The sequence below is a fragment of the Actinoplanes sp. L3-i22 genome (assembly GCF_019704555.1).
GTDB lineage: Bacteria > Actinomycetota > Actinomycetes > Mycobacteriales > Micromonosporaceae > Actinoplanes.
This window is the reverse complement of the sequence record NZ_AP024745.1, coordinates 6,985,556-7,000,591: the sequence shown is the minus strand read 5'-3', so window position 1 is coordinate 7,000,591 and position 15,036 is coordinate 6,985,556. Positions and strand designations below refer to the sequence as shown.

Genomic DNA, 15,036 nt, shown 5'->3' with positions numbered 1-15,036 from the left:
GAAAACCACCGGAGCCGCCCGCGACGTGCTACCGCCGCGCCTCCCAAGAATCGACCAACGACGATATGGTGGCCCGATGCGTCTTGCCGCATCGATTGCTGTGATTGCCGTGCTTCTCACGCCGTCGGCCGCCGCCGCCTCACCGGCGAGCTCGCCACCAGGCGGCTCACCGCCGGGCACCCAGCCGACCTACGACTACACGCAGGCCGTCCGCGAACAGGTCTGGGTGCAGACCGGCGTGGACAGCGACTTCGACGGCCGGCCCGACCGGGTCGCCGTCCGGATCATCCGGCCGGCGACCACCCGGAAAGTGCCGGTCATCTTCCAGGCGAGTCCCTACTACGCGGGGCTCAACGACGTACCCAATCATGACGACATCGACCGAGGCGGCGCCGCAGGGTTGGCCGCAGCCTCGTCCTTGAACCGGGCCGACGACATCACCTTCGCCGGCTATCTCGACAACTATTTCGTGCCGCGCGGCTACGCGGTGGTCTTCGCGGACAGCCTCGGCACCGGCGGCTCGACCGGCTGCCCGACCTCCGGCGGACGCAACGAGACGCTCGGCATGAAGGCCGTTGTCGACTGGCTCAACGGGCGGGCGAAAGCTTTCGCCGCGGACGGCGCCCGGGTGCGCGCGGACTGGTCGACCGGCCGTACCGGAATGATCGGGGTTTCCTACAACGGCACGTTGCCGAACGCCGTCGCGGCGACCGGCGTCGAGGGCCTGGAGACGATCGTGCCGATCGCCGGCATCTCCAGCTGGTACGACTACTACCGCGCCAACGGCGGTGTCGTCGCGCCCGGCGGCTTCCAGGGCGAGGACCTGGACGTGCTCGCCAGAGCCGTGCTGACCAGGGAGAACCCGGAAGTCTGCGCCGGGGTGATGGACGACATCGAACGGCGGCAGGACCGGGAGACCGGCGACTACAGCGCGTTCTGGGCGGAGCGCGACTACACCCGCGACGTCGGCAAGGTCCGCGCCAGCGTGTTCCTGGTGCACGGGCTGCACGACGAAAATGTTCGCACACTGCAGGCCGGGCAGTGGTGGGACGCGCTCGCCGCCCGGCACGTCCCGCGCAAGATCTGGCTGCACCAGGCCGCGCACACCGACCCGTTCAACATCCGGCGCGATGTGTGGCTGTCGACGTTGAACAAGTGGTTCGACTACTGGCTGTACCGGATCGACACCGGGATCATGCGCGAGCCGATGGCCGACGTCGAGGTGGCGCCGAACCAGTGGCGGACGGCGCCGACCTGGCCGGTTCCGGCCACCCGCCCGGTGTCGTTGCCCCTCGGCCCGGGCGGCCGGGACACGTTCGTCGACAACCCGGCGCGCACCGCGGAGGAACTTTCCGCCGACGGGTCCGCGGTCGACCCGAACCGGCTTGCCTACCTCTTCCCCGCACTTTCCAGAGAAACCCGCATTTCCGGTACGCCGGAGATCACGGTCCGTGCGGACGTGCGGGGTGACTCGCCCTATCTCACCGCACTTCTCGTTGACTACGGTCCGGCGGAACGTTTCGCCGGGGTGCGGACGCTTGCCGAACAGGACTGCGTCGGGCCTGGTATTCCTGGTGATCCGGGCTGTTTCAACCGGCGGGAGTACGTGACGGCGACGACGCCGTACGAGATCGTCACCCGCGGCTGGCTGGACATCCGCAACCGCTTCTCGCCGTCGCGGACCACGCCGGTGGAGAGTGGCCGTCCGTACACGTTCCACTGGGACCTGCAGAGCACCGACCATGTGTTCGCCGCGGGGCACCGGATCGGGGTGGTGCTGATCTCCACCGAGCGGGACCACACGCTGCGCTATCCCGCCGGAACGGTCGTCGGCGTCCAGCCGTCTCTGTCAAAACTGGACGTCCGCCTGGGCTGATGATTTCGCGCGGGGGTTTGGCGCACGCCAACCCCCGCGCGAGGTACAGCGTGCCGCATTCCCGTTTATCCGGGTTAGGCTCGGCCCGTCGAACAACGGGTATCGGGTTGGGGGTCGTCGTGGTTCCGTCCTTCCGGAAGAGTTCATATTCCGTGGCGAACAGTGCGTGCGTCGAGGTGGCGGCCAGTGCGGAACGGAATGTCGTCATGATGCGCGACTCGAAGAATCCGTCCGGCGCGGTTCTCTGTTACGAATCCGATTCGTGGCGGGCCTTTATCGACGACGTCCGCGCCGACCGGATCCGGCGCCCATAGGCGCCCAGAACGATCGCACCGGCCAGCACCGCGAGCCCGGAGGCGGCAAGTGCTGACCTGCGGCCGGCGGGGCGGGGTGGGGCCGCTGCCGGCTTCGAGATCTCGGCTGCCCGGAGTTCCTGGGTGACGATTTCCATGAATCGGTGGCGGTCCGGGTGAAGCCGGGTGCCGATCCATTTGCCGCCGACCCGGGCCCACCATTTCCGGGCTACCGGGCTGCGGAACATGCTCGCGGCCATTTCGCGAAGCTCGTCGTCGTCGATCTCGCCGAGTTGCCAGATCGCCAGCCAATACATCATCGTGAGGTTCGCGTAGATCTCGTGCCGCGGATGTTCGGTCCGGGCGGTGTCGCTGTCGAGAACCTCGATGAACTCGGGATTGTCGATCGCCAGCTTGAGCAGTTCCAGGTGCTGCTGGCGGTCGAGGTCGGCCAACTCCTGGCGGATCTGGCGCTGCTGGAAGAGCAGGGAGGCGCCGACCCCGCTGAGGGCCAGCGCCGACAGGACGGCCGACGCGCCGCCGAAGGCGTCCCCGACGTCGGCCAGCTTGGCCCAGGGGAGGGCGGTGGCGGAGAGCAGCGCCATCAACAGTGGGATGACCAGGACCAGAGCGGCGACCAGGAGGGACCCGGTCGCCCACATGCCGATGCGGGACCGCCGGATACCGGCGGGCTTTGTCACGTTGACCCATGCGACCACCACTCCAGCATGCGTACTCAATGCAATCAATCAACTACATGCGGTTACGCTGCTCGGTGGCTGCTCGGTGGCTGCTCGGTGCCCGGCGAAGGTCGCGCAGGTGGTGATCACAGCGTCCGTTGCGAGCGTGCACGCCATGTCGGAGGTTTCGGGACGTCATCCCCGGCGGGGGCGGCCGGAACTGACCGCGGTCATGTAGCGGCGGAGGCGGCCGTCCTCCGCGGCCCGCAACCACAGGCGCAGGACCCGCGGGTCGGGTGTCATCCGGTGCAGCGCCGGGGCCTGCAGCTGGCGCTTGGTCAGGCGGAAGACGTCCGGCGTGGTCCGGTCGGCCAGCTGCCGTGCGCGGGCCTTCGCCGTCTCCAGCAGGGTGTCCGGAAGTGACAGCTCGTCGACGCGGCCGGTGGTGAGCGCGGCGGCCGGCTCCAGGGTGTCGGCGGCCAGGATCGCGCGCCGGGCCTGCGGACCGCCGTAGGCGTTCGCCAGGATCTCCAGCGCGGTCGCCGGGAACGGGACGCCGACCTGCAGCTCGGTGACGCCGATCGTGCCGGCGGCCATGACGCGGTGGTCGCACGCGGCGGCGAGGATCGCGCCGCCGGCGATCGCGTGGCCGTTCAGGGCGGCGACGACCGGCTTGCCGATCGAGAAGACCGCGCGGAAGGCCGCTTCCAGGGCCGGGAGAAAGGCATGAAGGTACGCGGCGCCGCCGTCGACGATCCGCCACAGGTCCACGCCGGCGGAGAACGCGCGGCCGCTGCCGGTGAGCACGACGGCTCGCGAGGAGTCCACGTCCAGCTGGGCGAACGTGGCGGTGAGGCGTTCCAGCAGCTCGAGGTCGAGGGCGTTGACCTTGCCGTGGGCGAGCCGGACCACGGTGACGCCGCCGGCCTCGTCGAGATCGATCACCGGTACCTCCCGGGTCGGGCTCCTCGACCATACGCCCGGAACCACGGGTGTGGCTCCGGGCGTACGCGGGCCGTCCGGCGGGGGACCGGGGCCGCGGAGCCTGGGGACGGGCGGCTCAGGCCGTACCGAAGGAAGGTTTTGACTGAAGGAAGGTTTTTTCGAAGGTGCTTTCCGTCAGCCGAAGATCGAGGCGACCCACTCCGGGTGGTCGATGAACGGGTTGCGGTTGTGCTGGTAGGTCGAGTAGATGACCTGGTTGCGGTTCTTCTCGAAGGCGTCCGGCGGGTCCTGGGTGTTCCACTGCTTCAAGACCGAAAGCCGTCCGAGGTACGGGTTGGTGCCGTTGCTCACCGAGTCGTTGACCTCGAGGTTCGGCCAGGAGTCGTCGCCCTCGTAGCGGACCGCCATGTAGAAGACCATGCGGGCCACGTCGCCCTTGACCGCGTCGCGCGGCTCCCACGAGTCGGAGTCGGTGTAGTTGCCCGGAGCGCCGGTCGCCGCGCTGCCACCGTTGTCGAAGTCCTTGTTGTCGCGCAGCGCGTTGACCGCCACGTCCTCGGGGCGCAGGTGGTGCAGGTCGGTGCCGGGCCCGGTGGCGGTGCCGAAGTCGCCGTGGCTCTTCGCCCAGACGTGCTCACGGTTCCAGTCGCCGCTGTCCCCGCCGTTGAGCGTCTTGGAGCGGCTGATCCCGGAGTAGATCAGGATCACGTTGGAAGAATTCGACGGGTCCTGGTCGGTCACCTTCAGCGCGTCCCAGACGGCGTCGTAGGAAATTTTCGTCACTCCGGTCGAGATGATCGTGTGCAGGGCGGCCTTCAACGCGGTGCCGGACTTGCCGGAGGCCGCGGCGTAGTAGGCGTCCGTGCTGCTGGACACGGTCGGCGAGGCGGTACCGGTGGCGGTCGCGGTCGGGCTGGTGGTCGACGAGGTGCCGAGCGTCATCGCCGTCGGGGACTTGGCGCCGGCGTGCGAGAAGTACGCGGTCAGCGTGCCGGTCACGGTCAGCGCCTTGCCGATCAGCGACGGGTTGCTGAGCAGGCCGAACGACGCCCGGTACGAGCTGGTGATCTGGACGTACAGCATCTTGGTGGTGCTGGTCTCGGTCTTGCTGTCGGCGATCGCGAGGGCGGTGTCGCCGGTGAAATCGCTGAACCGGACCGTGCTCGTCGCCGTCGGCTCGCCGACGATGTAGCCGGCGACGGTGCCGGACGCGCCGGTCTGGCTGCTGATCGCCTGCGCGACGGTCAGCGTGGTGGCGGCCGCGGCGGGCACCGACACCAGGGCGAACAGCAGGGCGAGGAAACCGAGGGCAGCGGTGAAGGAGAGCGCGAAAGCGCGCTTAGGTACGGGCATGGGGGGTGCTCCGTTCGCCAAGTTGTATAGACAGCTATATAAGTCTCAGTGATCGGCTCCCCGGGGTATCCATACCGAACAGGTCATATGGGCAACGTTCGTTTCTCCTTGACCCGGGTGGGCGTCCGCCCCTCCTGCCTGTCGAGCCGCATCGCGCGGTGGATAACCTCGGGAGGCGAGCGGGGAAGGGAACGGATCGGCTTGGGCATCGAGGAAGACCTGGCGTTACTGCGTGCCTACGAGCCGGTGGCGAAGTTCACCGAGGGGGAGTGGTTCTATCCGGTCTCGGTGGAGCGCTACGTCGACCGGGCCAGCCTGTGGCGGGTCGAGCCCGGCAACAGCCCGGTCCAGGTGGTGCCGGCCGGTGGCCTGAGCCTGCCCACCCTGGCCGCGGCCGGCGGCCGGGAGCAGGGGCTGAAGTACTCGCTGTCCGGGATCGGCGCCGAGAAGCACCTCGCCCACATCCCGTTGCGGGAACGCCCGCCGCACCTGGCCCGGGTCAGCCGCCTCGCCTCGGTCGGCCTGACCGCCCGGCTGGTCGACGCGATGAACCGGTTCTCGCTGCTGTTCCGCGGCAGTGTCCCCGGTGGCAGCGCGGCCCGGTCGTTCCTGCTGCAACGCGACCACCTGCGGCCGGACCAGCCCACCTACTACGCGCGGGTGATGCGCGACGACCCGTGGATCGTCCTGCAGTACTGGTACTTCTACAGCTTCAACAACTGGCGCTCCGCGTTCGGCGGGGTCAACGAGCACGAGGCGGACTGGGAACAGGTCACCGTCTACCTGGACGGGACCGGCGTGACCGGCCCGGACGGGCTGCCGCCGGCGCGGTGGGTGGTTTTCTCCGCGCACGACGAGACCGGCGACGATCTCCGCCGCCGGTGGGACGACCCGGATCTGACGATCCACGGCGGCCGCCATCCGGTGGTCTTCGTCGGCGCCGGCTCGCACTCCGGCGCCTACCTGCCGGGCGATTACCTGATCACGGTACGGCCGCCGAAGCTCCGGGGGATCGTCGGCGCGCTGCGCGGCTCGGCCCGGCTGCTGGCCCCGTGGTCGGCGGAGGACCGCAACACCGTCGGCATCCCGTACGTCGACTACGCCCGCGGCGACGGGCGGATGATCGGTCCCGGACAGGACGAGAGCTGGCGGCCGGTCCTGATCGGCGACGACACGCCGTGGGTGCGCGACTTCCGCGGGCTGTGGGGGCGGGACACCCGCGATCGGCTCGGCGGGGAGCGCGGGCCGGCCGGGCCGCGATACAGCCGCAACGGCACCGTCCGGCAGTCCTGGGCGGATCCGGTGGGCTGGGCGGGGCTGGCCAAGGTCGTCCCCAATCCCCAGGCCGAGCAGCAGCTCATCGAGATCCGTACCCGGGAGAACAGCGATCGTCTCGCGGCCCTGGACCGCGAGATCGAGACCCTGCGGCACGACCTCGCGGTCGCGGCGGCCGGGCTGCCGGTGGCCGGGCCGGCGGTGCGCAGTCTCCTTCCCGAGGAGCAGCGACTGCTCAGCATGCGGATGGAACGGACCCGTCTCGCGGATGAACAGAAACAGTCAGCGGTGGCCGAGCCGGTCGCTCACGACCCGCACGCGCACCTGCTGCACCGGCGGCTGCCGATGGAGCCGCAGATCGGCCTGCTCGGGCGGGCCCGGTCCTGGTGGGCGGTGCTCAGCACGCCGCTGATCCTGCTCGCCCTGGGCGCGGTGGTGAACCCGCGCGGCGTCGCCGGGGTGGCCGCGTCGCAGAGCTCGCTGGCCCTGCTGTTGTTGCTGCTCACCGTGGAGGGGGCGGTCCGTGGAAAGTTTCTTGCGGTGCTGCTGCGGCTGCTCCTGGCGTGTGCGGTGATCGCGATCCTGGTGGTGCTCTGGTTCGACGGGCGCGATGTGGTGACGTCGATTTTCTTCCTGGCGGCGATGTTGGTGCTTTTCGTCAACATCAGGGAGGCGTGGCGGCGGTAATTGCCGGGCACTCCGCTGTCCCTCATTGTGGCGTGGCCAGGTATTCACGGGTGGCGGCCAGGGCCATTCGCGCGTGCTGTTTGCCGCCGACCTGCGCGACCAGCGTGGCCCGGGGGATCTCCAGCGCGTAGGGCAGCCCCGGCGGCAGCGCGTCGAGGATCCCGTGCACGTCGATGCCGCCCTCGCCGGGGAACAGCCGCTCGAACCGGGCGGTGTGGATCAGCCCCTCGTTGGTGGCCGGCACGGTCGGCGGGGCGTCGCACACATGCGCGAAGTGGAACCACTCCGGCGGCAGTTGCCGCAGCTCGGCGATGCTGGACCCGGATCGGGCGAAGTGCAGCAGGTCGACCAGGATCCCGGCGTTCGGCTGGGCCGCCTCGCGCAGGATCCGCACGGTGGTGTGCAGGTCCGGCGTCTCGGTCCAGGACGGGAACTCCAGATCCACGGTCAGTCCGAAGGGGCGGGCCATCTCGCAGAGCCGGGCGTACCGGTCGATCTTCCGGTTCCGGTCCGGATCCGGGAGCTGGGCGATGACGTGCCGGGCGCCCAACTCGGCGCCGGCCTCGAGGAACCGCTGGAAGTCGTCCGGCTCGTCGTCGGGGCTCATCCGGGCCAGCTCGATGTCGAGCACCTCGACCCCGGTCGCGGCCAGCCGGACCTTGGTGGTGCGCATCAGCGCCGGGTCGGTGGCCAGCGGATAGTGCGGCTCCTGCGGGGTGACCCGGGTCAGGCGCAGGCCGACGTACCGGTAGCCGCCCTCGGCCGCCGCGTCGATCAGCTCCGGCGGGGACAGGCTCAGGGCGGTCAGGTGCGCGAGCGAGAAGTCGTGCCGGGTCGGCGGATCGGTGTCGCCGCCTCGTGCCCGCAGGGAGTGCAGGCGTTGCGAGCGGTGCGCGGCCATCCGGACCGGGGAGCTCACGGCGCCGCCGTAGCCGTCGTGGTCGCCGATCCGCTGAATCACCGCGAAGAACAGTCGGGAGCCCAGGATCTGGGTGTAGAAGTGCAGGTAGGCGCCGTGTTCGTCGCGGTCGTAGAGGATCGAGTGCTCGCGCAGCTTGCTCAGCAGGGCGGGCGGGAGATCGAGGCGGGCGTCCAGATCGGTGTAATAGTTCCCGGGTATGGTCAGAACCGGGGCGCCAAGATGCCGCATAGTTTCCGCGCTGGCGATGGCGTCCTCGGTGCGGAACGCGACGTACTGCGGATCCGCGACGGTCGGGGCCCAGTCGCCGCGCCGTAGGGGCGCGGTGTTGAGGGTGATCCGCACTCGATGATTCGGGTCGGTCGCGGACCTGCTGCGGATCATGCCGAACGGGGCTGCCACCTCTGCCGTGCCGTCGATGCGCAGGCCGAAGAGGGTGCGGTAGAAGAGGGTGTCCTCGTCGAAGGCGTCGACCGGGGTGGTCAGCGAGACATGGTCTATCCCGGTGATGCCGGCGGCCGCCGCGCCCCGTGCTGTCGGCTCCGCGCCGCGCGCTGTCGGTTCCGCGCTGGGTCCTGTCGCTTCCGTGATCCGCACTGTCGGTTCCGTGCCGCGCGCTGCCGGATCCCCGCCCTGCTCGGCTGAGCTGGTCGGCGGGCCGGGATTTCGGTCCGTGCCTGCCGTGCCCTGCTCGGTGACTGGGGCATGATCTTCGTCGGCACGATCGGGCAGGGCGAAGTCGCGCAGCCAGGTGTCCTGGTCGGCGCCGGTGCGGACCAGGAAGACCGCGGTGCCGTCCGGGGCGGCGACCGAGTTCAGCTCGGCCTCGCCGGGTTCCCGCAGCCGGGGGAGGACCGGTGCCAGCAGCATTTCCGCGCGTCTGGTGGAGGCGACCGGATCGGCGCTGGACACGGCCAGGGCGCAGATCGCGGCGGTGCCGGGCGCGACCGTACGTTGTGATCCGAAGTTGAGCAGGATCCGGGCGGTGCTTTGTTCCCACAGCTGGACCGGTTTCGTGCGGTGCTGTCCGGTGTGGGCGAAGCCGAGGCCGGTGAGCGCCCGCGCCACTAGCGGGCCGGACACCGCGTCGACCGCGATCTCGGTGAAGGCGTGCCCGCCGAGCTCCGGCGCCGGCGGCAGCCCACCAGGCCGTGTCGCCGCCGCCAGCCCGGCGAGCGGTGGTGCCGCCGCCAATCCAGCGAGCGGTAGTGCCGGCGCCAAACCGCCGGGCCGTGGTTCCGCCGTCAAACCGTCGGTCTGGCCGCTTGCCGCTGCAGTCCGGTCAGCCGACGACGAGGTTTCGCCTTGCCGTGCCAAGGTCCCGGGACTGCTGCCGCTGCTGCCGTTGTAGTCGTCGCCGCTGCTGCCGCTGTTGGTGCTGCGGGCTGGCCGGTTGGGTTCAGTTGCTGGTGACGGCTCGCTGAGGTGCACGGATTCCTGGAGGGCGAGGAGCGACCGCATCCCGTCGATCGCCGCGTGCCGGGGATCCTCCTGCCGGTACACGTCGTTGAAAACTTCCAACGACAACGGCCCGTCGTATCCGGTGCTCAGCACATGCGCGACGAACCCGGTCAGGTCGAACGAACCGAGCCCCGGAAAGACCCGCTGCTGCCGATTCGTCGAATCGGCGACCTGAAGGTGAAGAATCTTTTCGCCAGGAATGACGCGGATCCCGGCCGGGTCGTCCCCGGTGGCCAGCACCTGAAAACTGTCCAGGCACAGCCCCAGCGCGGGATGTCCGGCGCGACGAACGATCCGCCAGGCATGCGCGTACGTGTTCACGAACCGCCCCTCGGCCTGCGGCTCATAGGCGATCCGCAGACCGTGCGCCGCCGCCCGGCCGGCCAGCACGGCGAGCTGCTCCGCCGCCAGATCGTCGTCGTCCACGGTGTCCGGCGACACCGAAGAGCGAATCAAAAGCATTCCAGACCCAAGTTCTTCCAGTACGCCGAACGTCCGCTCCGCCCAGCGCAGCGTCGCCGCGAACTCCCGTGGCGGGACGGCCTCGACATCCCGTGCCGCTTGATAGACGTTGACGGTCAGCCCGCGCCGCGCACATTCCTGCCGGATCCGCGCCGGGGACCAGGGCGATGCGATCAGATCACTTTCGGCCAGCTCGATGCCCTGGAACCGGGCTGCCGCGGCGGCGGCCAGTTTGTCGTCGAGGATTCCGGACAGGCACGCGGTGGCGATGGACAGCATGGCGTCACCCCAGGTAGGTCGGCTGGACGGCGGGCGGGATCGGACCCTTGTTCCGGCGGCCCTGGCCCATCTCCTCCCAGGTGTGGGCGAGGACGCCGACGCTCCGGCTCAGGACGAACAGGCCTCGTGCCAGCGGCGCGGGAAATCCCAGTTCGGCGTAGATGACCGCGGTGGCACCGTCGATGTTCATCGGTACGGGCCGGGCGCGCCCACGATTGAGAACGGCCTCGACCGCTCGCGCCGCCCGCAGGAAATTTCCTTCGACATCTCCGGCCTGGACCGCTTCGTCGACCAACGCCAGCAGCGGATCCCGGCGTGGATCCCTGGTATGGAACCGGTGCCCGAAGCCGGGCAGATACCGGATTCCCCGCTCCCGCCACTCAGCCACAACCTCCGCGGCAGCAATCGCCGCCGCCTCGTCGTCGATCGGCGCCGCCGCCTCGTCCTCGTCGATCTGCGCCGCCACCTCGTGGTCGGCAACCGCCGCCGCCGCGTTGTTGTCGTAGGCAATCGCCTTCGCCGCCTCGTCGCGGGCGGTAGTCGTCGCGCTCCTGTCGTCAACAGCCACGCCTCCCGCAGCACTGGACGCAGCAAAGGCGCGTTCTGCCGCGCTCGTCTCAGCGACGGCGCGTTCTGCCGTGCCCGTCTGTGCGGCGGGGCTTCCAGCCGTGCCGGTCTCGGCGGCGAAGCTTTCTGCCGCCGTCGTGGTCTCGGTGGCGGCAAGTTCCGTCGTGATGTCGGCGGCGGGTGTCGGTGAATTTCCGGCGGCGGAGCTTTCCTTCGCGCCGGGCTTCCTGGACGAGCCGGGTTCGGCGGAGCCGTTCGCCGCACCGGCGGAGCGGGCGACGATTTCCGCCAGCAGCTCGACGCACTGCTGGCCGGCGCCGCCGTGTGAGTCGCCGAGCGTGTTGATCGCGCTGGCCATCGCGTTGTTGATGCCTACACCGCAGGTCACGGCGATCCGGGCGACCGCGATCGACGGCGCGTGCGGCCCGTGATCGACTCCGGCCACCAGCGCGGCCTCCAGCAGCCGTGCCTGTCCGGCGGTCGGGCGCGAACCGCGCAGCATCAGCCAGATCATCGCCCCGAACCCGGTCGTCCCGATCAGGTCCTGGACCGGGATGCCACGCAGTTCGATCCGATCCGGCTCGATGCGGGACACCGCGGTGCCCCACCAGTCAGCGACCTCGGTGTCCGTCATACCCGCACCCTAATCGTGGTCCGCCCAGTGGTCCAGACGATCTGAACAGTGGAACGTCATCGATGCTTGCGCGGCCGGAAACATCGTCTCTATATTGAGCCGGACCTTAGAGCGGTTCTGTAGGTCCGTCTAGCGGACCATCCGCCGCAGACTGAAGGGCGGCATTCCATGGCGAGACTTCCCCGGCGCGCGGTCCTGCGGGGCGCCGCCGCGACAGCCGCGGCCACCGCGGCGGCCACGACCGCCGGCGTGGCCGCCGCTGCTCCCGCCGAAGCGGGCGAGCGCCACTCCGGCGGAAAAGAACCGACGACCAAACAGCCGATCACGACGAACATTCCCCGCGGGCAGGAGCAGTACTTCGACCCGTACTACAACGTGGTCCGGGGGCAGGTGCCCGCGTCGTACCACCCGTGGGTGAGCAACCGGCAGGACCGGGTGCTGCTCTACACCCGTACCGCGGGTCCGCGGCACGCGCACCTCGGCCCGGCGCTGGCAGCGGGCCTGAACCCGCCGCTGACCGCGGCCCACGTGCTGCAGAACGCGATCGTCACGTGGCTCGGCGCGGTCGGTGTGGGTGTCGACTGGACCGAGGACGTGACCCAGTTGCCGGGCATCGGCAGCACGTACAAGGCGGTGGTCTTCGGCAGCACCAGCCGGGACACGCTGTGGAAGCACGGCACGGCGGTGCAGCCGGCCGCGGCGGTGAACACCACCACCGGCGCGCACCTGGACGCCGGCAAGACGGCGCTGCGGCAGTACGTACGGGCCGGCGGCGGATTCGCCGGCATCCACAACGCGATCGGCGGGACCGAGTACAACTGGCCCTACTACGAGGGGCTCAGCGGCGGCACCCAGTACTACGACCACGGCGCGTTGCGGGCCGGCACCGTGGTCACGCTCGCCCGGGACTCGTCGACCGACGGACTGCCGGCCCGGTGGGACTTCAAGGACGAGTGGTACAACTGGATGCCCTTCCCGAGCCGGGTGAAGTTCCTGCTCGCCGTGGACGAGTCCAGCCTGGCGACGAAATCCGGCACGCACCCCGGCCACGGAAAGTTCCACCCGATCTCCTGGTGCCAGTACTACGACGGCGGCCGCTCCTGGGTCACCGCGCTCGGGCACGACTCGGCGGCGTGGACCGACGGCTCCGGATACGTGGGGCAGGCCTTCTTCAAGAAGCACATCGTCAACGGGATCCTGTCCGCCATGGGCAACCTCCCGTTCTGCAGCTGAGCGGAGGGGTCGTGGAACGAAGGAAATTTCTGGCGGGTGCGACTGCGGGGGCGGTCAGCGCGGGCACCGTCGGCCTGGGCGTTCCCGGGCTGAAGGAAACCTCCACCGTCGTACCGAAGCAGCCTCCGGCCTTCGGCCGGCCCGGGAAGAACTTTCCCAAGGTCTGCGGCGACCTGGGGAACACCAACCACTCCGACCTGAGCCGGATCACCAAGCGCACCGTCGAACGCCTCGGCGGCGCCTGGCACGTCAACCTCGAGGGCGGCAGCACCGCCCAGCACCAGCAGAGCACGCCGGTGGTCCAGGACGGCGTCCTGTACGTGCAGACCACGCAGCAGAACGTCTTCGCCGTCGACGGCCGGACCGGCGCGATCAAATGGAAGACCAACGTCGGCACCCGGACGACGAACATGCGCGGGGTCGCGCTCGGCGCGGCGAAGGTCTTCTCCACCAGCGGATCGAACATCGTGTACGCCCTGGACCAGGAGACCGGCGCCGTCGTCTGGCAACGGCAGCTCATCACCGCCGACGAGGACAACGGCAACGGTGGCAGCAGCGGGACGCTGGCCGGCGCGGTGGTCTACTTCGACGGGCTGGTCTACGTCGGGATGCAGGGCAGCACCGGGGGCGCACGCGGACGTGCGTACGCGTTGAAAGCTTCCACCGGTGAGGTGGCCTGGACCTTCTGGGCGGCACCGGGGCCGGGGGAGTACGGCAACGATACGTGGGCCGGCGAGTCGTGGAAGACCGGCGGCGGCGTGCCGTGGATCCATCCCGCCATCGACCCCGAACTGGGGCTGGTCTACTGGACGTTCAGCGGGCCGTGGCCGCGCACCGATGGCTCGTCGCGCGCCGGCGACAACCTGTTCGCGAACTCGATCGTCGCGCTCGAGGCGAAGACCGGGAAGCGGCGCTGGCACTTCCAGTCCATCCACCACGACATCTGGGACCTGGACAACGTGATGGCCCCGGTCCTCGCCGACGTCCAGGTCGACCGGCGTACGCGGAAGGTCGTCGTCTACGGCAGCAAGGTCGGCATGTACTACATCCTCGACCGGCGCACCGGGGAAGCCGTGCATGGGATGACCGAGAAGGCCGTCCCCCAGGACGTACGCCAGAAGACCGCGCCGACCCAGCCGTTCCCCGGCGGGAAGCCGTTCGTGCCGCAGGAGCCGCGGATCGACAAGGCCACCCGGCCGGTGCCGTTCTACGAGACCGGCGGGCTGTACACGCCGCACTGGGACCGGCCGGTGATTCTCTTCCCCGGCGCCGGTGGCGGCGCCGACTGGACGCAACTTTCCTTCAACCCGCACACCGGATGGATCTACGTCGGCTACGGCCTGATCAACTCCGGGTACTCCAACGCGCGGGATGGCCGGGTGAACACCTCCCGGCCGCTGGGGGAGTACTTCGCCGGTGGGCTCGCCGCGGTCGACCCGGCCACCAACACGCCGGTCTGGGTCAAGGACGGCGAGTGGTCACTCGCCCACGGCAACGGCATTCTGACCACCGGCGGCCGGGTGATGTTCCAGGGCGGGCCGGACGGCGTGCTGCACGCCATGGATGACGTCAGCGGTGACGTGCTCTGGAGCTTCCAGACCGGCGCCGGGGTGCACACCAGCCCGATCTCGTACGAGATCGACGGCGAGCAGTACATCGCGGTGCTCGCGGGCGGCAACGGCCTGCCGTACCCGGACATCCCGAAGGGCGACCACCTGTGGGCGTTCAAGCTGGGCGGCACCGTCGCGCCGGCGCCCACTCCGACCCCGCCGTCGAAGCGCAATGACGTGCGCGTCGCCGCGGTCACCGGCACCACCGTCACGCTCGGGCGGGTGTGGAATTCATCGACCGGAGCACCGGGGGCGACGGAGAACACCGTCGCCCAGAACACGATGTCGCCGCAGCACCTGGCCGTATCGGTCGGCACGACGGTAACTTTCGTCAACCCGGCGGACAACGCCTTCGCCCACGCAGCGGTTTCTTTCTTCGACGACGAGTTCGACACGGGTGTGCTGATGCCGGGCGGTTCCTGGACGCACACGTTCACCACACCGGGCACCTATTTCTACAACGACGCCATATTTCCGCAGAGCACGGGCAAGATCGTCGTGTCCTGACGAGGCAACGCTCCTACCAGGCCAGACGGGCGAGATCGCCCGTGGCCGACACCGTCGACAAGGAGGAGAACGATGAAGAGCACCCGCACGAAGAAGGCGTGGACGAAGCCGAAGACACAGTGCCTCGAGTCCCGGCCGGAGGTCTCCGCGTACGCCGGAGACGGGTGGCCGTGGCCGCGGACCCGCTGACCCACGACGGCACGGCGGCCGCCCCGGTGATCCACGACGGCATGGCGGCCGCCCCGGTGATCAGCG

At 69.8% G+C, this 15,036-nt stretch carries 10 protein-coding genes; 5 read left to right on the top strand and 5 right to left on the bottom strand.

Annotated elements, in window-relative coordinates; translation table 11 throughout:
- Positions 1-76 precede the first annotated feature (76 nt).
- On the top strand, positions 77-1,876 hold the full coding sequence (locus tag L3i22_RS31500; RefSeq protein WP_221321130.1) for a Xaa-Pro dipeptidyl-peptidase: 1,800 nt from the start codon (positions 77-79) through the stop codon (positions 1,874-1,876).
- A complete protein-coding gene (locus tag L3i22_RS31495) occupies positions 1,876-2,190 on the top strand; it encodes a DUF397 domain-containing protein (RefSeq protein WP_221321129.1) in 315 nt (104 codons plus the stop codon). The genes L3i22_RS31500 and L3i22_RS31495 overlap by 1 nt, the downstream gene beginning before the upstream one ends.
- Here the strand turns inward: L3i22_RS31495 and L3i22_RS31490 are convergent.
- The 3 genes from L3i22_RS31490 to L3i22_RS31480 all read right to left on the bottom strand — a co-directional run bounded on the left by L3i22_RS31490 (position 2,124) and on the right by L3i22_RS31480 (position 5,147).
- Positions 2,124-2,774 (bottom strand): DUF6082 family protein, encoded by a 651-nt coding sequence (locus L3i22_RS31490; RefSeq protein ID WP_221321128.1) that lies wholly within the window; start codon positions 2,772-2,774, stop codon positions 2,124-2,126. The genes L3i22_RS31495 and L3i22_RS31490 overlap by 67 nt on opposite strands.
- A 270-nt stretch (positions 2,775-3,044) precedes the next feature.
- Positions 3,045-3,794 (bottom strand): enoyl-CoA hydratase/isomerase family protein, encoded by a 750-nt coding sequence (locus L3i22_RS31485; RefSeq protein ID WP_221321127.1) that lies wholly within the window; start codon positions 3,792-3,794, stop codon positions 3,045-3,047.
- A 174-nt stretch (positions 3,795-3,968) separates the two neighbouring features.
- Positions 3,969-5,147 (bottom strand): endonuclease, encoded by a 1,179-nt coding sequence (locus tag L3i22_RS31480; protein WP_221321126.1) that lies wholly within the window; start codon positions 5,145-5,147, stop codon positions 3,969-3,971.
- Between the two features lie 201 nt (positions 5,148-5,348).
- On the opposite strand from L3i22_RS31480, the gene L3i22_RS31475 reads away from it, so the two are divergent.
- The gene (locus tag L3i22_RS31475) at positions 5,349-7,109 is read left to right on the top strand and encodes a hypothetical protein (RefSeq protein ID WP_221321125.1); all 1,761 of its coding nucleotides are present in this window, start codon (positions 5,349-5,351) and stop codon (positions 7,107-7,109) included.
- Between the two features lie 22 nt (positions 7,110-7,131).
- Here L3i22_RS31475 and L3i22_RS31470 read toward each other — a convergent pair whose 3' ends face one another.
- Entirely contained in the window at positions 7,132-10,230 is a 3,099-nt protein-coding gene (locus L3i22_RS31470) for a TIM barrel protein (protein ID WP_221321124.1), read from the bottom strand.
- 4 nt (positions 10,231-10,234) lie between these two features.
- Positions 10,235-11,431, bottom strand: coding sequence for a citrate/2-methylcitrate synthase (locus L3i22_RS53840; RefSeq protein WP_255657310.1), 1,197 nt, complete (start codon positions 11,429-11,431; stop codon positions 10,235-10,237).
- A gap of 168 nt (positions 11,432-11,599) precedes the next feature.
- Between L3i22_RS53840 and L3i22_RS31455 the strand changes: the two genes are divergently transcribed.
- Positions 11,600-12,664, top strand: a complete 1,065-nt coding sequence (locus L3i22_RS31455; protein ID WP_221321123.1) for a ThuA domain-containing protein — start codon at positions 11,600-11,602, stop codon at positions 12,662-12,664.
- 11 nt (positions 12,665-12,675) lie between these two features.
- On the top strand, positions 12,676-14,781 hold the full coding sequence (locus tag L3i22_RS31450; protein WP_221321122.1) for a PQQ-binding-like beta-propeller repeat protein: 2,106 nt from the start codon (positions 12,676-12,678) through the stop codon (positions 14,779-14,781).
- Positions 14,782-15,036: the final 255 nt, after the last annotated feature.

Excerpts from the sequence above, each read along its gene's own strand:
- L3i22_RS31500 (WP_221321130.1), top strand. The coding sequence starts at position 77 with ATGCGTCTTGCCGCATCGATTGCTGTGATTGCCGTGCTTCTCACGCCG.
- L3i22_RS31495 (WP_221321129.1), top strand. The coding sequence starts at position 1,876 with ATGATTTCGCGCGGGGGTTTGGCGCACGCCAACCCCCGCGCGAGGTAC.
- L3i22_RS31490 (WP_221321128.1), bottom strand. The coding sequence starts at position 2,774 with ATGGCGCTGCTCTCCGCCACCGCCCTCCCCTGGGCCAAGCTGGCCGAC.
- L3i22_RS31480 (WP_221321126.1), bottom strand. The coding sequence starts at position 5,147 with ATGCCCGTACCTAAGCGCGCTTTCGCGCTCTCCTTCACCGCTGCCCTC.
- L3i22_RS31470 (WP_221321124.1), bottom strand. The coding sequence starts at position 10,230 with ATGCTGTCCATCGCCACCGCGTGCCTGTCCGGAATCCTCGACGACAAA.
- L3i22_RS53840 (WP_255657310.1), bottom strand. The coding sequence starts at position 11,431 with ATGACGGACACCGAGGTCGCTGACTGGTGGGGCACCGCGGTGTCCCGC.
- L3i22_RS31455 (WP_221321123.1), top strand. The coding sequence starts at position 11,600 with ATGGCGAGACTTCCCCGGCGCGCGGTCCTGCGGGGCGCCGCCGCGACA.